The following is a 15,863-nucleotide window of genomic DNA, read 5'->3' as shown; positions in this document are numbered from 1 at the left end:
GGGGGTGGGGACGGGTCAGGCTCCGCGACGGTCGCGGCTGCGCCGCTCCCACTGCGAAAGCTGTGGGGGTGGTGCGCTGTCGGGCTGGCGGTACACCGATTGCGGGGAGTACGGATCGGTGAACTGATAGGCCGCGCCGGCTCGTGCCGCGGCGACGTTGTCGGCGACCAGGGCGGTGACGTTGGTGTAGGCCTCGATCGTGGCGGGCGGGAGGTCCTTGTAGACGATCCGGTCACCGCGGGCGAGCGCTGATTCGTACGGGGCCTGAATGAAATTGCTTTCCTGGACACCGAGATTGCGCAGATCCTCGAAGACCGCCGACGCCAACTGCGGGTTGGAATCCGGTGTTGCACAGGTCACGACGATCGTCGACGCCAACAGGTGCCCGTAGCCACGGGCGATGATGCCCTCGAGCATCTGATAGACCTGCCGGGCGATGTCGAGGCGCAGCGGGAGCGGAACGACCAGGGCATCGGAATGCTGCACGGCCCACTGCCAGCTCTCGGCCAAGGGATTTGCGGCGGTGTCGATGACGATCAGGTCCCGGTGTCGGCGCAACACCGCCATCACCGCGGCGCATTCGTCCCACCCCAAGTTGCGCTCACGGTCGGCCGAATTGTCCGCAGCGAGAATGTCTTCCATCGTCGGCTGACGCCGCAGGAACGCAGTGAGCGACCCCGACACCGCCGACGAGGACGCCAGCTCGTGTGCATGATCGAGCAGGTCCCACACCGTGAGCTCCGGATCGGTGGTGCGGGCGGCGCGATCGCCGAGACTGCCGAGCGATTCGCTGGCGTCGAAGACCGTCACCCCGTGGCCACGGTGCTTACCGAACGTCGAACCGAGCATGACCGATGTCGGAGTTTTGCCCGCCCCGCCCTTGGGGTTGATGACAGAGACCACCGAGCACCCGGGAAGAGGCTGCTGCACAACGCGAATCGACTGACGCAGTCTGACTTCGGCAGATGCAGGCTTGGGCCTCAGGTGAGTTCCCAAGGCGGCATTGAGCCGTCCCCGCAGGCCTGCTTCGGCCGGCTCGGCGGTCGGGTCTTCCTCCTGGCGGTCGAACAGTCGCGCTCGGTAGAACGCTGTGGGGTCGACATCGGGTGTCTCGACCGCTGCCAGTGCGTCCTGCCCGACCCCGTACGGGTCCGGTGCGGTGTCGTCGGCCGGCTCTTCTGCAGGCTGTTCGTCCGGTTCGGATTCGGGTCGGCGAAGACGCTGAGCGCGGAGGTTGACGGTGTCCTCGGCTTCGTACCCCGCGACGGGGTTATCGACGTCCGGGCGCGGGTGCTGTTCGGCCATCAGCCGACCTCCGCTTGATCGTCGACGAGCAGATCGGAGAGCCGGATGGCCTGCCACGGACGGTGCCCGGGAACCTCGCACCACACGGTGGCCGGATTGTCGTCGTCGATCTCGAGGCGTTCGAGGTGCACTCCGTAGCGTGCGGCGAGAGCTGCGAGCCGCGCGCCGTCGAGGTGCGGGTTGGAGATATGCAGTATCAGCCGGATCGCGGGGGCGTTGAGCTCTTCGCGTAGCTTGCCGGCGAGAAAGGCTGCCTTGCCGGCCGCCGAGTCGTCGGCCGAGGTCTGATCGCCCTGCCGGAACACCGCGTCCTTGGCGTGAAATGTTCCGTACCAGGCTGTTTCGTCACCATCTCCGACCACTGCGAAGCTCCCGCGCTCATCGCCTGCGGCGTAGAGCTCGACCAGTGGTGCGGCCGACGCCGCAGAGGCGACCGCGTCGGTGACCTGCTCGGCTTCGTTGGCACGCAATCCGTCGTAGTCGAGGTCGAGCTGCTTGTAGAGCTCTCGTTTGATCTTCTGCCACATCGACCAGTCGGTCAGCCCCGATTTTTCGGCCCAGGCGCGGATCTCGCTCGCGGTCGACGCCTCGAGGGTCTCGCGTGCCTGTCGTACTGCGGTGGCGGCCTCGGCCCATTCGCTCGCTGCATCGCTCATGTCCTGGCGTTCCTTTCGTGGTGGCTGTTCGCCGCGGTGCTGCGGCGATCTCGCGCTGTGGCGGCGGTGGGTGATCACGCTTGCTCGATGGCGGCGATGACGTAGCGACCGTCGACCTGATCGGTGGTGATCCGCTGGCGGTACTGCGTCCCAGGCCCGTTCGGGCCACTCTCGGTCAGGGTGAGGGTGTAGGAACCGGTGCGTAGCGGGTCGATGTCGAGGCAGTAGGTGGTGCCGGCCGGGACGGTGGCGATACCTGCGTCGAGGTTGGCTTCGACGTTGAACGGGGCACTCGCCGGGGCATTCGGTGAGACCAGAGCGTGCGCGGCCGCACCCGAACGCTGGACGTAGTAGGCGTGCTCGAACGCCGCGATGACCCCGGGTCCGCTGTCCTGATCACCGGCCGGCATCGAGCAATCCGGCCCGGCCGCAACGGTTGTCGGCGCGACCGAGGAAGACGTTGCAATCGTGTCGGTGGCTGTCGTGTCCGGCTCCGAGTCGCCACCGCTGAACAACGCAGCGGCGGCGACAGCCACGCACACAACAGCCCCGATGGCCGCGACCGCGCGTCGGCGCGATCGCGGCACACGGGGCGAGCTCGACGGCACCCCTGATCGGGCGGGGCCGGTGGCACTGGCAATCGGAGATGTCGTCGAACGGCGCATCATCTGGGAAAGTCCTTCCTGGCTGGTCCAACTAGCTGGCTGTAGGGCGAATCAGGCGGGCGCGAACGCCGCCTGCAGGCCGCCGAAAGCGGCAGTGGCCTGTTCGACCAGAGGAGCTGCAGCCGACTGCACCGTCTCGAAGGTCTGAGCCACCTGCGGCTGTTCGAGGGCCTTCGAGGTGAAGCCCTGCACTGCCGAGGCCGCCGGTGCGGTCCACACCGACGCATCGCTGACGGCTTTGTCGACGATCGGAGCCGCGTTCTGAACGGCTGTGTCGGCCGCCGCGAGAAGCTGGCGGCCGTTCGGGTCGGCCGCGAGAGTGTCGCGAACCTGCCCGATGGGGCCGGGGAGATCGACTGTCGCGGCCGGCGGGATCGTCGGGGCGCTGTCGGCAGCCGGGGGAACCACCACAGGGGCGGGGGCCGGCTCTTCGATGATCTGCTGCTCGCCGCCGAGAACGGTGGCACCGAGAATGCCGCCGATGACAGCGCCTGTGCCGGTCAGGCCCAGCACGATCGGTGCCGACAGTGCTGCACCGACGCCTGCTCCGGCAAGTGCGGCTGCGCCGGGGATGAAGACCCAACCCACCGGTCCTCCCCAGACGACCGCACCGGTGCCGGTGGTAGCGGCGACTCCGAGTCCGCCGCCGATAGCAGCAGCGGTGCCGGTGATCACTGCGGCCGGGACCACCGATGCCGCGAGGCCGACAGCGCCGCCGGTGATGACACCGGTCGCGGTACCCGCTGCGATCCGGTCGGCGCGGGGCGCGTCGGCGAATCCGTTGTTGACGAGCCAGTTTCCGCCATCGGCTTGTATCGCCTGCAACGTGTTGTTGGTACGTGTGAGCAGGTTCTGGTCGACGATGTTGGTATCGACCGGCACCAACGACCCGCCGGCGATGAAGGTTCCGGGCGGGGCCTCGATCGGGGCGATGACCTTGCGCTGCACCGTCGGGACCGGCGGCGGTGGCGGCGGAGTCGCCTGCAGCGCCGGGGGTGCTTCGCTCGGGGCAGCCTGCTGAGCGGGGGCTTGGTAGTAAGTGTTCTGGTAGTTCGAGGACTGCTGGTTACCGGCCAGGTAGTCGTCGTAGCTACGCGACGGGGTTTGCTGCACCTGTGGTGATGGCTGGTAGCCGTCCAAGTACTGGCGCGGTTTCGGAGCTAGCGGCGGCGGGGTGGCCGGTGCCGTCTGGGGTGTGCTCGTGACCCCCGGTTGTGATCCTCGAGGACTGGTCACTCCCGGCTGAGATGGTGCAGCCTGCGCGGGAGCGGCCTGCATGGTCAGGCCGGCGATCGTCACCGCGGCCACGGCGGGCAGCGATTTCATCACCCGCCCTCGCTTCTTGGATGAGCGGTGGTGTCCGGTGCCCTGTGATGCTGGCATTGGTGTCGATCCCTTTCTGGTGCGACCCGGTGATCGGGCCCTGCTGGTGAATGCGATTGCGAAGCAACCGTTCTGGCGACAATTGGTTATAGGTGGCGAGAGGGTTGAGAAGTGGATGGGTGCGTGCGATCCATAGGTTGTGGGCCAGTCACACGCACCCATCACGTGCTGGGGCCTCAGAGCCAGCCGAAGACCACCGGCCAGAACCAAGGCTGCTGGAAAATCCACATCGGGTATCGGAATCCTTTCTGTGCGAATGGGTGTGACTTCGAGGGGTGATGTCCCGGCGGGGCCGCCCAGCGCTGAACATGATGAGATGCGCTCGCTGCGCGACCCTCGCGCCGGTCCATCGGTCGAGCTGCAGGGCGTCGGGGGGCCTGTAGCTCACGAGTGGGACTATCAGCGAAATCCCACTCGAGTCGGGTTGCAGTCCGAACTGGCAGGTCTACGGCTTGCGGGTTGGCATGGACCGCTCATTGCACGATGTGGATGGACCCCATTCGGCTAGCAGGGCTCCGTCGTCACCGATGTATTGGTGGCGACCGGAATGCACGTGGTCGAGCGAGCATGCAAACAAGTCGCCGTGTGTCCGATTTACGACGATTGACGCGCAGAACTGTTTCTGTGAGAGAACATTTGGCACCATCGCATCCCGTGCGGCACTCACTTTGATTCGCCCCCGTAACCTCGGCGAAAGCAGCGATGTCGGGTGAGTGCAGCTGCCGTCGCACCTCGTCTGTGATGGCCCAACGCTGAGCTTCGACGTTGGTAATTGCTGGTCTCAGCCGTCGACGGCAACTGTGATGCGGCAAGGGCGAGCGACGCGAACATGTGGAACTCCCGACAGGAATGATCGGACGGATTCTGTGAACAGACCGACCTGATGTCCCGCGCTACAAGCAGTGCCGAGATAGACAAGCACCGAGGAATCCCTTTTGGGCGCGCATCAGGACTGTAGAACAGGTTCGGTACACCGCGCAATTGGTTCAGCGGCGCGGAACTCAGATATGACTGAAGCATGATTGCAACAATAGTGCGCAACGATAAAACGCACAATAGAACGCGGTCGTCGCCGATCGAGGAAAATGGGACTGTCTTGCAAGATCGACAGGGAGTTGGGGACAGTGCCGCGAAGCGGAGTTCGTGGATTTCGCGCCGACCGGTTGCGCGAGCTACGGGTGCGCGCGGGGTTCAGTGCCGACGACCTCGCGGCTAAAGTCGGCGCGACCAGGCAGGCGGTATCGACATGGGAGACGGGGCGCTCAACGCCTCCGCCTGCGACGCTTGGCCGAATTGCGAACGCACTGCACACGTCGGTCGCGGCGCTGGTTCCGATCCCGGAGTCTCAGCTGAAATTGTCCGACCTCAGGGTGCACGCCGCGCTGTCCCAGGGCGACGCGGCGCAGCTGCTCGGGTTGTCGACCACTGTTCTCGCCGACATCGAACGGGGGCGCAAGCCCGAGAGCGAGGAGCGCATCGAGTCGTTTGCCGGTACGTATGGGGTAACGCCTCAAACGGTCGCAGCTGCATGGAGTCGAACTCGCGAAGCCCGCACGACACGCGCAGAGTCCTTGTAAAACTACGCAACTATAAAACGCAGTCAGGTCCTAAGGGATTCCATCTCCCTGAGTCCGCAAAGGTCTCTGTGGATCCATAGGAATCCGCGAGATTATTTACTCCTCGCACAATTCGGTCAGAGTGACGAGTGCGGCCGTGGTGTGCTGATCGAGTGAAACTAAAACCGCGTCGATTGTCATCGGCTTCCAATTTCTGTCAATAGTTCTGAAGCGAAGCACGCCGTTGGCGCGTTCGCGTGCGAGTGTGTTCGACATTTGCTTCGCAATTGGTACGTCGTCCGGATGAATTGCAGGTACCGGTTCGTCAGGAAGGTTTTCCCAGCAGATATCCGGTGCGGGGTCAGAGTTGTACCAGCGCAACAGGTTGAGCGTTCTGAGGTTGACCAGTGCGCGGTACTCGCCCTCCTTGGTGGAAGCCTCCAGAACGCGATGCTCAAGAATTGTAGGTGGGGGAGCGATATTGATTTCCCCTGCGGGGCCGATGTCGTGGGTGATGCCCCTCAGGATGACTTCGGTGCCCGAAACCCCGTCTTCGGCAATCATCCGGCACGAGAAGTGCGCGGCCCGAAGTTCACCGTCGTCCCGCCTCACTGTCCAGACCGCTTGGTGAGTGGTGCCCGGCGCTGACTGCACGATCTTGGCCATTGCTTCGCTCTCGTCACGGTTGGTGACAAGTCGGGTGAACGCGCCCGCGAGTGCACGCTGGGTCTCGCGCTCGTCTTGCGGAACGCGGTAGAGATCGAGCAGGTCGTTGCTACCACTTGCCGTGCTCTTGGTGAGGTTGAACTGCCACGCCCCGGCGGCGTCTCGTGGTGGTGGAGTCTCGTCGCGCTGACCGAGCCACACCCACGCACCGTGCGTACGGCCGGCAAACGTTCGCAATGGTTCGGCCAGTACTCGCCTGTTGCCGTCTTTGGATAGCCGATCCACCATGGCTTCCGCAGAAAGTGCCTCCGCTACCGCGGCCCCTGCCTCTTTCCGGCTGGCGGAGCTGCGGAGAACGTTACGAGGAGGAACGAAGGATTTGGGTGAAGACCCAACTCCGATCACGGACGGCTCTGCGTCTCCGAACGTCTCGATGAGAATCCAGCTGTTCGACATGGTCGACCGACCCCCGCAGGTCTAGTTAGATGGTTGTCTGTGTTCGATGGCTTGTCAGTGCCTTCGCAATGCCTGGACCGCAGGCAGAATCTTGGTGTAGTGAGGGCCGAGTACGCGTGCGGTAATGTCCACGAGTCGGGCGTCCTGCCCGATTGTCACTTGCGGCTTGCCTTTCCACGCTCCTGCGATGATCTTTCGAGCAGCGTCTTCGGGTGCGGTTCGGGCTATACGGCTGTCGAAGAGCTCGGCAGTGCGGCCCTGGTCGACGCTTGGTGCCGACCGTGCTGTTCTGGCGATCGATGTCTTCAGCCCGCCGGGGATGACACATGTCGCGCGGGCGGTTCGTGATGCCAGCCGCAACTCCTGATTCAACGCCTCGGTGAAGCCTCGAACGGCAAATTTGGACGAGTTGTATGCCGAGTAACCTGGTGCGGACACAACCCCGAATGCAGATGAGACGTTTACAATTCGACCTCTGCGCGAGTTCAGAATGTCTGGCAGGAAGGCACGAGAACTATTCACCACACTCTCGAAGTTAGTTGCCATCACGAAATCGAAGTCAGCTGGGGGAGTATCGATGACGTCGCCGCTGTAAAGAACGCCTGCGACATTGAAGACAGCATCGATACCGCCGAGTGCATTGCGCGAAGATGCCGCCCACGAGTTGATCTCGGCCCGGTCGGCGACGTCGACATTGGCCGCGCTTGCGATCTCGGTTGTAGCGGCACATCGAGACTGTGTGTCCAGGAGTGCGTCGTAGTTGTTGTCCGCGAGAGCAAGTGACCAGTTCTGGCCCGCTAGCCGCAGTGCCACTTCACGGCCCACTCCCGAACCCGCGCCGGTAACCGCTGCTTTCCATGCCCCTGGCATCTGCCTGCGCCTCCCGCATCTCGCTACCCTCAGTAACTAGGTACCGTAACGAACAGATCGCGGCTGCGCTAGCAACCAGCTGGTCTGTGATCCCATTTGTACCGATCTGTCGTGATTTCTGGGTTGCGACTGTTGGTGAGCGAAATCGAAGCGCCCGGCCGCGCACCTTCGGTCAGCTAATGCACCGTCCGGTCGTGATCGCAGGGGAGGTCGCCACGCCTGAGGTAGCTGAGGTGAATCCCGACTTCCGCTGCGGATCGATCAGCAGGCCTCCATCGCAAACTCACTCGCGCCAACGGGACTGACTGCGGTGAGCGCAACAAGACCGTTCCCTGCACGGCTTCGTTGCACAACAGCACTGCGCGACGGACTGCCAGCGTCGCTGTGATGAGTGAGCCCTGAGCCAGTTCGATTCCACCGTAATCTCGTCGCATGGTGCTATCACCACTGCGTGGTAATCATAGTGGTGTCTTCGACCGTCGAACCGTGCCAACCGACGATTTCTCGGGAGGAGCAACCGATCACGAACGCTGCCGATGTTCCGGTGTAGTGAAGGCGGTGACCCATTGCCGACTCGCGCCCTCATACAATGTTTCCTTTACAAAGGATTGCAGCAGAGTCAAGACCGGGCCGCTCCAGTGACAATTCTCGGATTTGTCAACGAATCTGATTGGGAGATGAAGCTATCGGGTCAGGCATGGCTAAACGTCGCGGCGTGAGGAGCGGTGGAGTCGGTGGACCTGGCGTGGATTGCGATCGATACCAACAAATTTTACGATGTACGACCGAGGCGTGCACCTGAATCAGCAATTGAGTGTGCTACGGATATTTGCTCGGTAGTACTGGAACTCAGCATCGCTAATTACCGACCTCTCAACGATGAGGGGGTGTATCCCGGATTCGTTCAGCAGCAGAATTTTTAAGACCCAATCCAACGACATTGACACCGAAATAAGTAGCCTGTAATGACGATCACGATGTCGATTTCCCACGAATCTGCTTATCTGATGGGCCATTGTGTTTCGCGCAAAAGTTACAAGGTCCTGCCATGATTCATGTGGCGCAATGTCAGACTCTGAAAAATCCGAGATTATCCCTGGAGCTGTTGTAGCAGCTTTTGTCGCCAAACGGTTCATCCTGTCAGAAAAGGTCATTCTGCCGAAACCCGCCAAGCTGTCGGTCAGGCTTCGTTCGATGTCCGCGCGAGCGGCAGGCGTTCCTAGATCGTCAAACGCGCGAAGCCCTGCGGACCGGGCCGACCTGCGGATCGTCTTTCGCTGTCCCTCCGTCAAAACGAGCTGCTCGTTGGTGTCGCCGAAAAGACGGTTGTCCAGGCCTTCGGCTACAGCACACAGAACGAGTACATTGGCCTCAACCACATCATCTCGGCCAGCGATAACGGCATCACCCAAGTTTCCGATTTTCTGCCAGACGCTGAGCCAGTGAACCAATACTTCTACCGTAAGTGCCTCTAGAGGTATAAAAGTCCGCATTGGGCGGGACTCAGTGTCGCGTTCCTCGGTCAGCTTGACTGCTAGCAACGGCCCGTCTACATCGGCTGAGACGGAGATTGAGGAAACACGCGGTTCACGTCGGGTGCATAATTGCACCAAGCCTGCAATCGCGTTTGAAGCGCTCATTCTCAACTCAAGCAATGATCGGGGCGAGCTTGAGACGTACTCGAATAGCAGACGCCCGGCGGTGTCTTCGATGACGGTGAACGAAATACCCTCAGCAACAGCGTATTTACCTGACGAGTCAGCGGCCAGGTGGTCCCAACCCCCAGGGATGTCTACTGAGAAGCGAATCGAGTGAAATTGATGTTCCGGACCAGTCAGATGCGCACCGCGGACAGTCGTTTGTACTGTCGCGCGTTGCTGGGGCGACCGAGGTGGCCACAGCGGGGACGACATAATCCGTGTATCGAGGAGGGTGAGTGCGGTTCCGTCCTCTAGAGTCCCGTGAACTGTCACCGGCTCAAAGTCAGCGACGGCATCATCAGGATGGGGTGCGCGAATGGTGGTTGCGCTGGAGCCGGTTGTGTGCCGAAGCTGGGACCGGCCGGGTGTGATCTGCCCGTCGACGGTCAAGAGTGCTTCGGTGCCGTCGCGGTATTGCAAGCTGGCGCGTACCGAGTTTAACGAATCGCTGGCCAACCAGAAGGTCCCTCTGAGTGGCTGCGGGTCAGTGTCGTTGTCGCTCAAGGCGGCTCCTTGGATAGCGGGTGCAATGTCTGTCAGTGATGAGACTAGTCTCCGACTGTATCGACGGACTTATTGTGCGGTAGCTTTAACCCGTACTGGCGATGCCGGTGTCCGCTTCTCCTCCACCGAATCGAGAATGCCACGAGAAGAAAGGCTGTAAGCGCGAGTGCGCCGAAATATATAAACAGCACCAGGGGCCCACGTCCCCCTAGTGTGTCCGACGCAAGCGATACCAAATCCTTTGACCATTTACTCTGTCTTTCAAACGTTCGGATCGATTCGCTAATGCGAGGCATTAAAAACATAACTACTACGAGGAAACCGGACGATGTGATTGCGATCGAGCGTCGAGTCTGCATTCTGGAGTAGCGCGTAGAAACTATGCTCTCAAGAATTTTGACGCGGTCAAGTAATCTTTCATAAAGAGTGTCAGCAGAATTTGAGGAAAGTATTGCATTTATTATGTTCTCGTCATCCGGCCCGTTCAATAGATTTCTTCGATACTCTTGGAGGCCTACTGCCAGCATTCCCTGTGAGGCGAACAGTTTCTTGTCACGAACCGTGGCCGTAGATGTCTCGCGATCGACCTGCTGCAGCTGGCGAATTTGTCGAACGGCTGATTCGATCGGAATGAGTTGCATCAAGTCTTCCCGATAGTCCGGCTCATTCGCGGCCCAGTTTGCATAGATTGCGCTACCTGCAGATACCCAAAGCTCCCGGTCTGAGACCTTCAGTTTATTCGCGAGTAATTCTGACACTGTGTCTGCGTTTAGAGGTACAGCTGACGTCGCCCTGAGCGCAGTCAGCGCTAAATCGTGGCGATGTCTGTCCTTTGCGGCTTTGCCCTCGCACGCACACACCGGTGCCCCTATCGACAACATGGTGTAGGAGCTCCAATCGTTGCGCCCACCACTGCCAAAAACCGATCTTATCGCATCGCGATAGATCTCGAACACCGAGTGAAAAGTCAGCTGGGCTGTGTCGCTGGTGCTAAGGGCAATCCAGCCGACACCTTCGCGCATGAGATCATTCGATTTGGACCGTTGGACTCCGTTTGCGCTGCAATAGTGGTTGTAAATTGGCGCAGCAATGTTGACGGTGTCGATTCGGTTAAGATCGCTCACCATGCAGTTTCGCATTTCTTTAAGGTCCAGGGCGGTTGATACGGCAGACGCAAGAGTGAGAATGCAGACGCCGGACGTGTGGAGCAGTAGTGAGACTTCGATGACGTCTTGGCCGACTAGAAAGCTCGTGTATGGGACCTGTCTCATCTCGACCCGGATGTAAGGGATCTTGTCGAAATAGCGTGGAGCGTATCGATCACGTTCCGCGAGGTTGCGTATCGATGCCCACGCCTCAGATCGTGATTGACTCAGGCGCAGTTCCTCTTGCGATTTATCCAGTTTAACGCTCAAATCCTCAATTTCGCCTGTTGTCTTTGACGTTTCCTCGGTTGCGTTTCCTGATCTGAGCTTTTGAAAATATCCCGAAGATGCAACCTTGAGAGATAGCCAAAAATATCGGCGAAAAGTCGAAAGTGTAGACAAGTCTCCAGATTTGAGTGCGTGTTGCAAGGTCTTGATCGATTGAATATCACGTAAAATTATTTCCGTCTCGATATGGGACTTGCTGAATCTGACTTCATCCGAGATTGGTGATGCCGCGCTTTTGCCCAGGTTCTTTAAAAGAAGTTGATCGGCTAATTTTTCTATATTCAGACCAGGGCCGAGGTCGAACGAATACGAGTAATACACAGCCCGACCTCTTATCGCGATGTCGTGGGGTCTTCTTGCCGGTTTGACGAGAGAGGATATCTTCATCGGTTGATCGTAGTCGACTGCTGTCAAGCAGCTGGGTAAGTTGGGGAACTGGGGTGGGATGGTGCATGCGTTTTTCGCGAGTTGCTTGGCTTTGAATGTTCTGCACAGTCGCTGAGCAGTGTGCCGGGCTTCCCTGGCTTTGGTTAACATCTGATCTGCGAGGATCGTTCCTCACAATGGAAGGATGTTCCCGTGCTGAAAGCATTTCCCGCGGAGTTCCGCCGCAACGTCATCGGCGTCGCCCGTAAGGGCGAGGTCCTGTCACGTCAATGGCGGTCCGCGTTGATCTACTGGAGCTCTTGACGCGATGAGCGTGTACGCACCGCACTGTAGTCACTGAATCCACTAAAGATTGCCAGCATTCGACGAAGGGTTGTCAGGAGTGTCATTGTTGACCGAGCCGATTTGATTCCCCGGATGATCGGCACGTCTATAGTTATAACGAGCTCAAATCCTATCGAAAGAGTTCGCCGGTGGTTCCATGACCAGTTATCGCCCGCATCCAGATCGGCACGCAGGTTTATGCGTCCCCAGCCGTCTATGTAAAGGCCAGAGTGGTCGCTCACGCGGACGCCTGGCCCATCGACGTCCACGCCAACCTGACTGACCTGCAGTGTTGGCCTAAGCGCACCCCAATTCGCAGCATCCCACTCGGCGCTGGAGGACGTCCAGGACCATCGGTAGTTGTGGAGCATCACCCGGTCGTTTGCTGAGATGAAGAGACCCGCGTGGAAATTCCGCGGGCGCTGGCGACGGCTGTGGTGGCTGTGCCGACGCGGCACGAGCCGGCGTTGGCGTGAGCTGACCGGGCCGTTCTTCGTCGAAGCCCCGAGATGCAGCACTTATGAAACACAGGTAAGGGCCTCGGCCGGACCGATTCGGTCGTGTATAGGTTCTGCTCTACCCCGCTGGGGCTGTGTGAGTGGTCCACATCTGTCCGTCCCAGTATCGGAGACTTCCGTTGCGATCGGGGTTCGGGTACCACCCCGCGGGTACGTGCGGGGGAGGCGGTGGAATTGGGTTCGATGTGGCAGGGGGAGATGGAGTGGGTGCTACCAGTGCGTCGTCTATCGCTTGGCGTAATGCCAGCATGTCGCGGACGTGCCTGCGCTCCAGGGTTACGGCGTTCTCGCTTTCAGCCGTTCGTCGAGATGCCGATGTGAAGCGTGAATTCACCTCGATGCCACCTGGAATAGTGAATTCGATGTACCCTAGGACGAATGGTGTCGGCTTCTTGAATTGAATTGCTTGGATGGAAGACAGAGCGATTCGCTTCTCTCCGACCCCGACCGACAGTCTGGCCATCAACCCGCTTCGCTCGATGGTGACGTATCGACCGTCGAAGCGGACCACGCCGTTGAAGCCTGCTGCAGCGATCATCGGAACGGGCTCCTCTTTGTCCGCGGGCGACGGCTTCCAGCTTGTCGCCCTGTCCGTGGCTCAACAGACAATACCGACAGAGCCAGGTCGCTCCGGTACGATCCGATGTTTTCACGACGCGACCGAGCCGGGGCAGTCCCGACATCGCAACAGTGTGCGAGTTCGGCTTGCTCAACTGGACTTACACATAGGACAAGTTGGGGCGTCACGGAGGAATTATACAGGAATGAGCCTGTTTCCGCGTGAGTGGACAATGAAGAAGTGCGCTGGACAGACTAACTGAGCGGCTTGATTGAACTATGTTCTCCGTATGACCAACGGGGACTCGTTCACGGCATTTCCAATACGGATCGAGCAACGAATGCGGATGACAGGCATGGTCGTACGGCAGTCGACGCCTGGATTGACCGACCTAATCGGAGCTGTGGGTGTTGTGGATTCGACTGAGGAGCCGGTGGTGATGGTGGCGATGGAGTTACCTGAAGCGCGGTCGGCAGGTCGAAGCAAATCCGAACAGGAAATCGAGGACGTCGCGGCTTTTGTGCGCGATCACCTATCGGTACCAAATTTTGAGCGAATCAGTCCGGGGCCGCACAGGAACGAACCACCGGACTGCTTGGTGTCCATTCGCGGGCGCGAATTCGCTGTTGAGACGGCACAGTTGATGCTCCCGTCCAAGGCGAAGTATCCGAATGCGGTCGGGCGTTGGAAGCTTTTCGAGCAGCTTCGGGAGCACCTCTTTCGCGATTGTGGACGCTTGCAGCCACGCCTTCGTCAGCATCGAGGTTCCATGGTGTCGGTGTGGTTCAATTTGGATGGAGAAAACCGGCTGCCGCCTCGCGGTAACGAGATTGAACATATGATTGATCACCTGAAATCAGTGTCCCCTCCCTCCGGCGAAGTGCTCCGCCGACTTCATCGAGCGTCGGACACGATACCGGCGAATACTGTAATAAATCAGAACGCGGCCGGGAGTGTTGGCTGTACCTGGGCGGCCTTGCCTGTGGACTACCGATCGAGCCTGCGGGCGACCTTGGGATTCGACATTGGCTTGGCGTATCACGACTCCTTTACACGGTCCGACCTTCGGGCCGAGGTGAAGCGAGTCGTGCAGCAGCACGATGACACCAGATCTGACGTCTTGGTGCTGAGCGTGGGTGGGCTGACTCGCGAGGGCACGTTCTTTCCGTCGTCTGGCATGTTCGCGAATGCGCTCTTCGACGATCCGAACCCTCTGAACGGCTGGGCCCCGCGTCATGTGCCGGCGGTTGTTCTCCACGATCAGGAAAAGAATCGGTCGAGATGGTTACATGGTCGGGAGCCTTGGATGGGCCACTGATCAGAGCGACAATGCGAAGCGACTGCACGGGCTGCCGAGGACAAACAACCTCCAGTAGGTCTCAGTGTCACGAGAGTGTCACATGTCGGTACCTACGACGGTGGATTCGGATGGTCCCGCTTGGACGATTGACACAGGTCAGAGCCTCTGTGGTGGTTCCATGCGGACGTATTTGGTTGTCTCGCAACATACTTGTAAGCGAGCGGTCAACGGTTCAATCCCGTTAGGGGGCTCTTCCGGACGGCTCCGACCAGTGAAAATGGTTGGAGCCGTCTTTTTTTGGCCTGTTGGCCTTGCCTTGAGCGAGCCCGGTCCGTCCACCTGGGTTCATGCGTCGCTTGTGACCTGTGGATTTGCCGGTTCGGCGGCTCGATTCGGCGTTCGGTGTCACAGAATGTCACAACTCGTCGCTATCCCATCGGTGAGCGCTCGTGTGGATGCAGGCGGATGCGTACGGACTTCGCAGCAGGCACGGGCTGGATTGCGGTGTCGGAATGAGTATCGGTTCTGTAGGCCTGAAGCCTGCGTATCCGATACTCAGTGGAGATTGCCGTGACTTCGGGCGATGTTCGACGCCGTCAGGCCGGGGTGTCTTCCGAGTTCGCTCGGCTCCGGTGCGAATGGTGCTCGTAGCGACGGCGGCCGATGTCTACGCGCACCCGCGCGCCGAGCTCGCGCGCCTGACGAACTCGGGTCTGCTGCATCGGGTGGCGACGGGCTTCTACGTGGCAGTGCCCGACGATCGGGGTCGGGACCGAGTGGATGCCTGGCTTGGAGGCAGCGGCGGCCGGTGTCGCGGTTGCGGCCTACAGTGCCGACGATGCCGACGATGCCGTCGTGATGGGTGTCAGCGCTGCCCGGTTGCACGGTGCCATCCCGCGGGCGTTGGCGATGGCTGTGGTGGCGGTCCCGACCCGGCACGATCCGATTCGGTTGGCGGATCGACAGGCGGTGGTTCGGTTCGTGTGCGCGACACGGTACGTCTGGATGCAGAGCCGATCGATACCGAGTTGGGCTTCGGCGGCTTTCTTTGCCAGATTGTGAAGGCAGGTGTCGGTAGCCAGCTTGACTTCGACAAACTGTGCTGAGTCTCGGGCCTTATCCTTGGATGTGGCACGTAGCAGTTCGGAGATGCACTGATGCAGCAGACATTTCGTGACTACATCGTGAAAGGTCCGCTGGCTCGGAATAGTGGCGCGACCCGAAGTGAGTACATCAACGCGTTTGCCTTGATGCCTGCGGTCGGGCTGGGGTTTCTCGCTGCGGAGAATGTTGTGAACTCGGGGTCGACGGCCGTGGACTTCGCAGTAGGTTGCGCGGCCGGTGCGGTCACGGGCCTTCTATATCTGTACGTCGCCTAGAAAGTCGTGCAGCGCAGTAAGCCATGATTGTCCATCTCGACAACGGTGTTTCAGTGACGCCGGGGACTGCCCCGAGTTCGGTTGACTCGTTGGGTTGAGTGAATCAGGCCGCGTGTGCGGACTGATTGATTGTCTCAAACTCGGTTGGGGTGAGTTTGCCGAGCCGGCGTTGGCGACGCTTGCGATGGTAGGTCCGTTCGAT

Annotated in this window: 12 protein-coding genes; 3 read left to right on the top strand and 9 right to left on the bottom strand. The window is 60.3% G+C overall.

What is annotated here, in order from left to right; genetic code table 11:
• Positions 1 to 15 precede the first annotated feature (15 nt).
• From ACOQFP_RS00255 to ACOQFP_RS00240, 4 genes are all read right to left on the bottom strand, one after another.
• Entirely contained in the window at positions 16 to 1,305 is a 1,290-nt protein-coding gene (locus tag ACOQFP_RS00255; protein WP_094684186.1) for a MinD/ParA family ATP-binding protein, read from the bottom strand.
• On the bottom strand, positions 1,305 to 1,961 hold the full coding sequence (locus ACOQFP_RS00250; protein ID WP_037154451.1) for a hypothetical protein: 657 nt from the start codon (positions 1,959 to 1,961) through the stop codon (positions 1,305 to 1,307). Before ACOQFP_RS00250 ends, ACOQFP_RS00255 begins: the two co-directional genes overlap by 1 nt.
• 74 nt (positions 1,962 to 2,035) lie before the next feature.
• Positions 2,036 to 2,497 carry a hypothetical protein gene (locus ACOQFP_RS00245; RefSeq protein WP_421583099.1) on the bottom strand — a complete coding sequence of 154 codons (462 nt, stop codon included), beginning with the start codon at positions 2,495 to 2,497 and terminating at the stop codon, positions 2,036 to 2,038.
• A gap of 180 nt (positions 2,498 to 2,677) precedes the next feature.
• Positions 2,678 to 4,009 carry a hypothetical protein gene (locus ACOQFP_RS00240; RefSeq protein ID WP_421583098.1) on the bottom strand — a complete coding sequence of 444 codons (1,332 nt, stop codon included), beginning with the start codon at positions 4,007 to 4,009 and terminating at the stop codon, positions 2,678 to 2,680.
• Between the two features lie 1,124 nt (positions 4,010 to 5,133).
• Between ACOQFP_RS00240 and ACOQFP_RS00235 the strand changes: the two genes are divergently transcribed.
• Entirely contained in the window at positions 5,134 to 5,586 is a 453-nt protein-coding gene (locus ACOQFP_RS00235; RefSeq protein ID WP_037154212.1) for a helix-turn-helix transcriptional regulator, read from the top strand.
• Between the two features lie 96 nt (positions 5,587 to 5,682).
• On the opposite strand, the gene ACOQFP_RS00230 is transcribed toward ACOQFP_RS00235, so the two are convergent.
• The 5 genes from ACOQFP_RS00230 to ACOQFP_RS00210 all read right to left on the bottom strand — a co-directional run bounded on the left by ACOQFP_RS00230 (position 5,683) and on the right by ACOQFP_RS00210 (position 12,961).
• Entirely contained in the window at positions 5,683 to 6,687 is a 1,005-nt protein-coding gene (locus ACOQFP_RS00230) for a GAF domain-containing protein (protein WP_037154209.1), read from the bottom strand.
• Between the two features lie 54 nt (positions 6,688 to 6,741).
• Positions 6,742 to 7,557, bottom strand: a complete 816-nt coding sequence (locus ACOQFP_RS00225) for an SDR family NAD(P)-dependent oxidoreductase (protein ID WP_094628099.1) — start codon at positions 7,555 to 7,557, stop codon at positions 6,742 to 6,744.
• 803 nt (positions 7,558 to 8,360) lie between these two features.
• Entirely contained in the window at positions 8,361 to 9,761 is a 1,401-nt protein-coding gene (locus ACOQFP_RS00220) for a hypothetical protein (protein WP_141217139.1), read from the bottom strand.
• A gap of 44 nt (positions 9,762 to 9,805) precedes the next feature.
• Positions 9,806 to 11,581: a hypothetical protein gene (locus ACOQFP_RS00215; protein ID WP_141217138.1), complete on the bottom strand. Its 1,776-nt coding sequence runs from the start codon at positions 11,579 to 11,581 to the stop codon at positions 9,806 to 9,808.
• Positions 11,582 to 12,481: 900 nt separating this feature from the next.
• Complete coding sequence (locus ACOQFP_RS00210; RefSeq protein ID WP_052058719.1) at positions 12,482 to 12,961, bottom strand: DUF4429 domain-containing protein; 480 nt, start codon at positions 12,959 to 12,961, stop codon at positions 12,482 to 12,484.
• Positions 12,962 to 13,271: 310 nt separating this feature from the next.
• Between ACOQFP_RS00210 and ACOQFP_RS00205 the strand changes: the two genes are divergently transcribed.
• Both ACOQFP_RS00205 and ACOQFP_RS00200 read left to right on the top strand, forming a co-directional pair.
• Positions 13,272 to 14,300, top strand: a complete 1,029-nt coding sequence (locus ACOQFP_RS00205) for a hypothetical protein (RefSeq protein WP_037154200.1) — start codon at positions 13,272 to 13,274, stop codon at positions 14,298 to 14,300.
• 762 nt (positions 14,301 to 15,062) lie between these two features.
• Positions 15,063 to 15,344, top strand: coding sequence for a hypothetical protein (locus ACOQFP_RS00200; RefSeq protein ID WP_421583097.1), 282 nt, complete (start codon positions 15,063 to 15,065; stop codon positions 15,342 to 15,344).
• Positions 15,345 to 15,863: the final 519 nt, after the last annotated feature.

The organism is Rhodococcus sp. MALMAid1271 (genome assembly GCF_049195265.1).
Classification (GTDB): domain Bacteria; phylum Actinomycetota; class Actinomycetes; order Mycobacteriales; family Mycobacteriaceae; genus Rhodococcoides.
The sequence above is the reverse complement of the archived record's forward strand: the minus strand, read 5'-3'. Positions and strand labels throughout refer to the sequence as shown.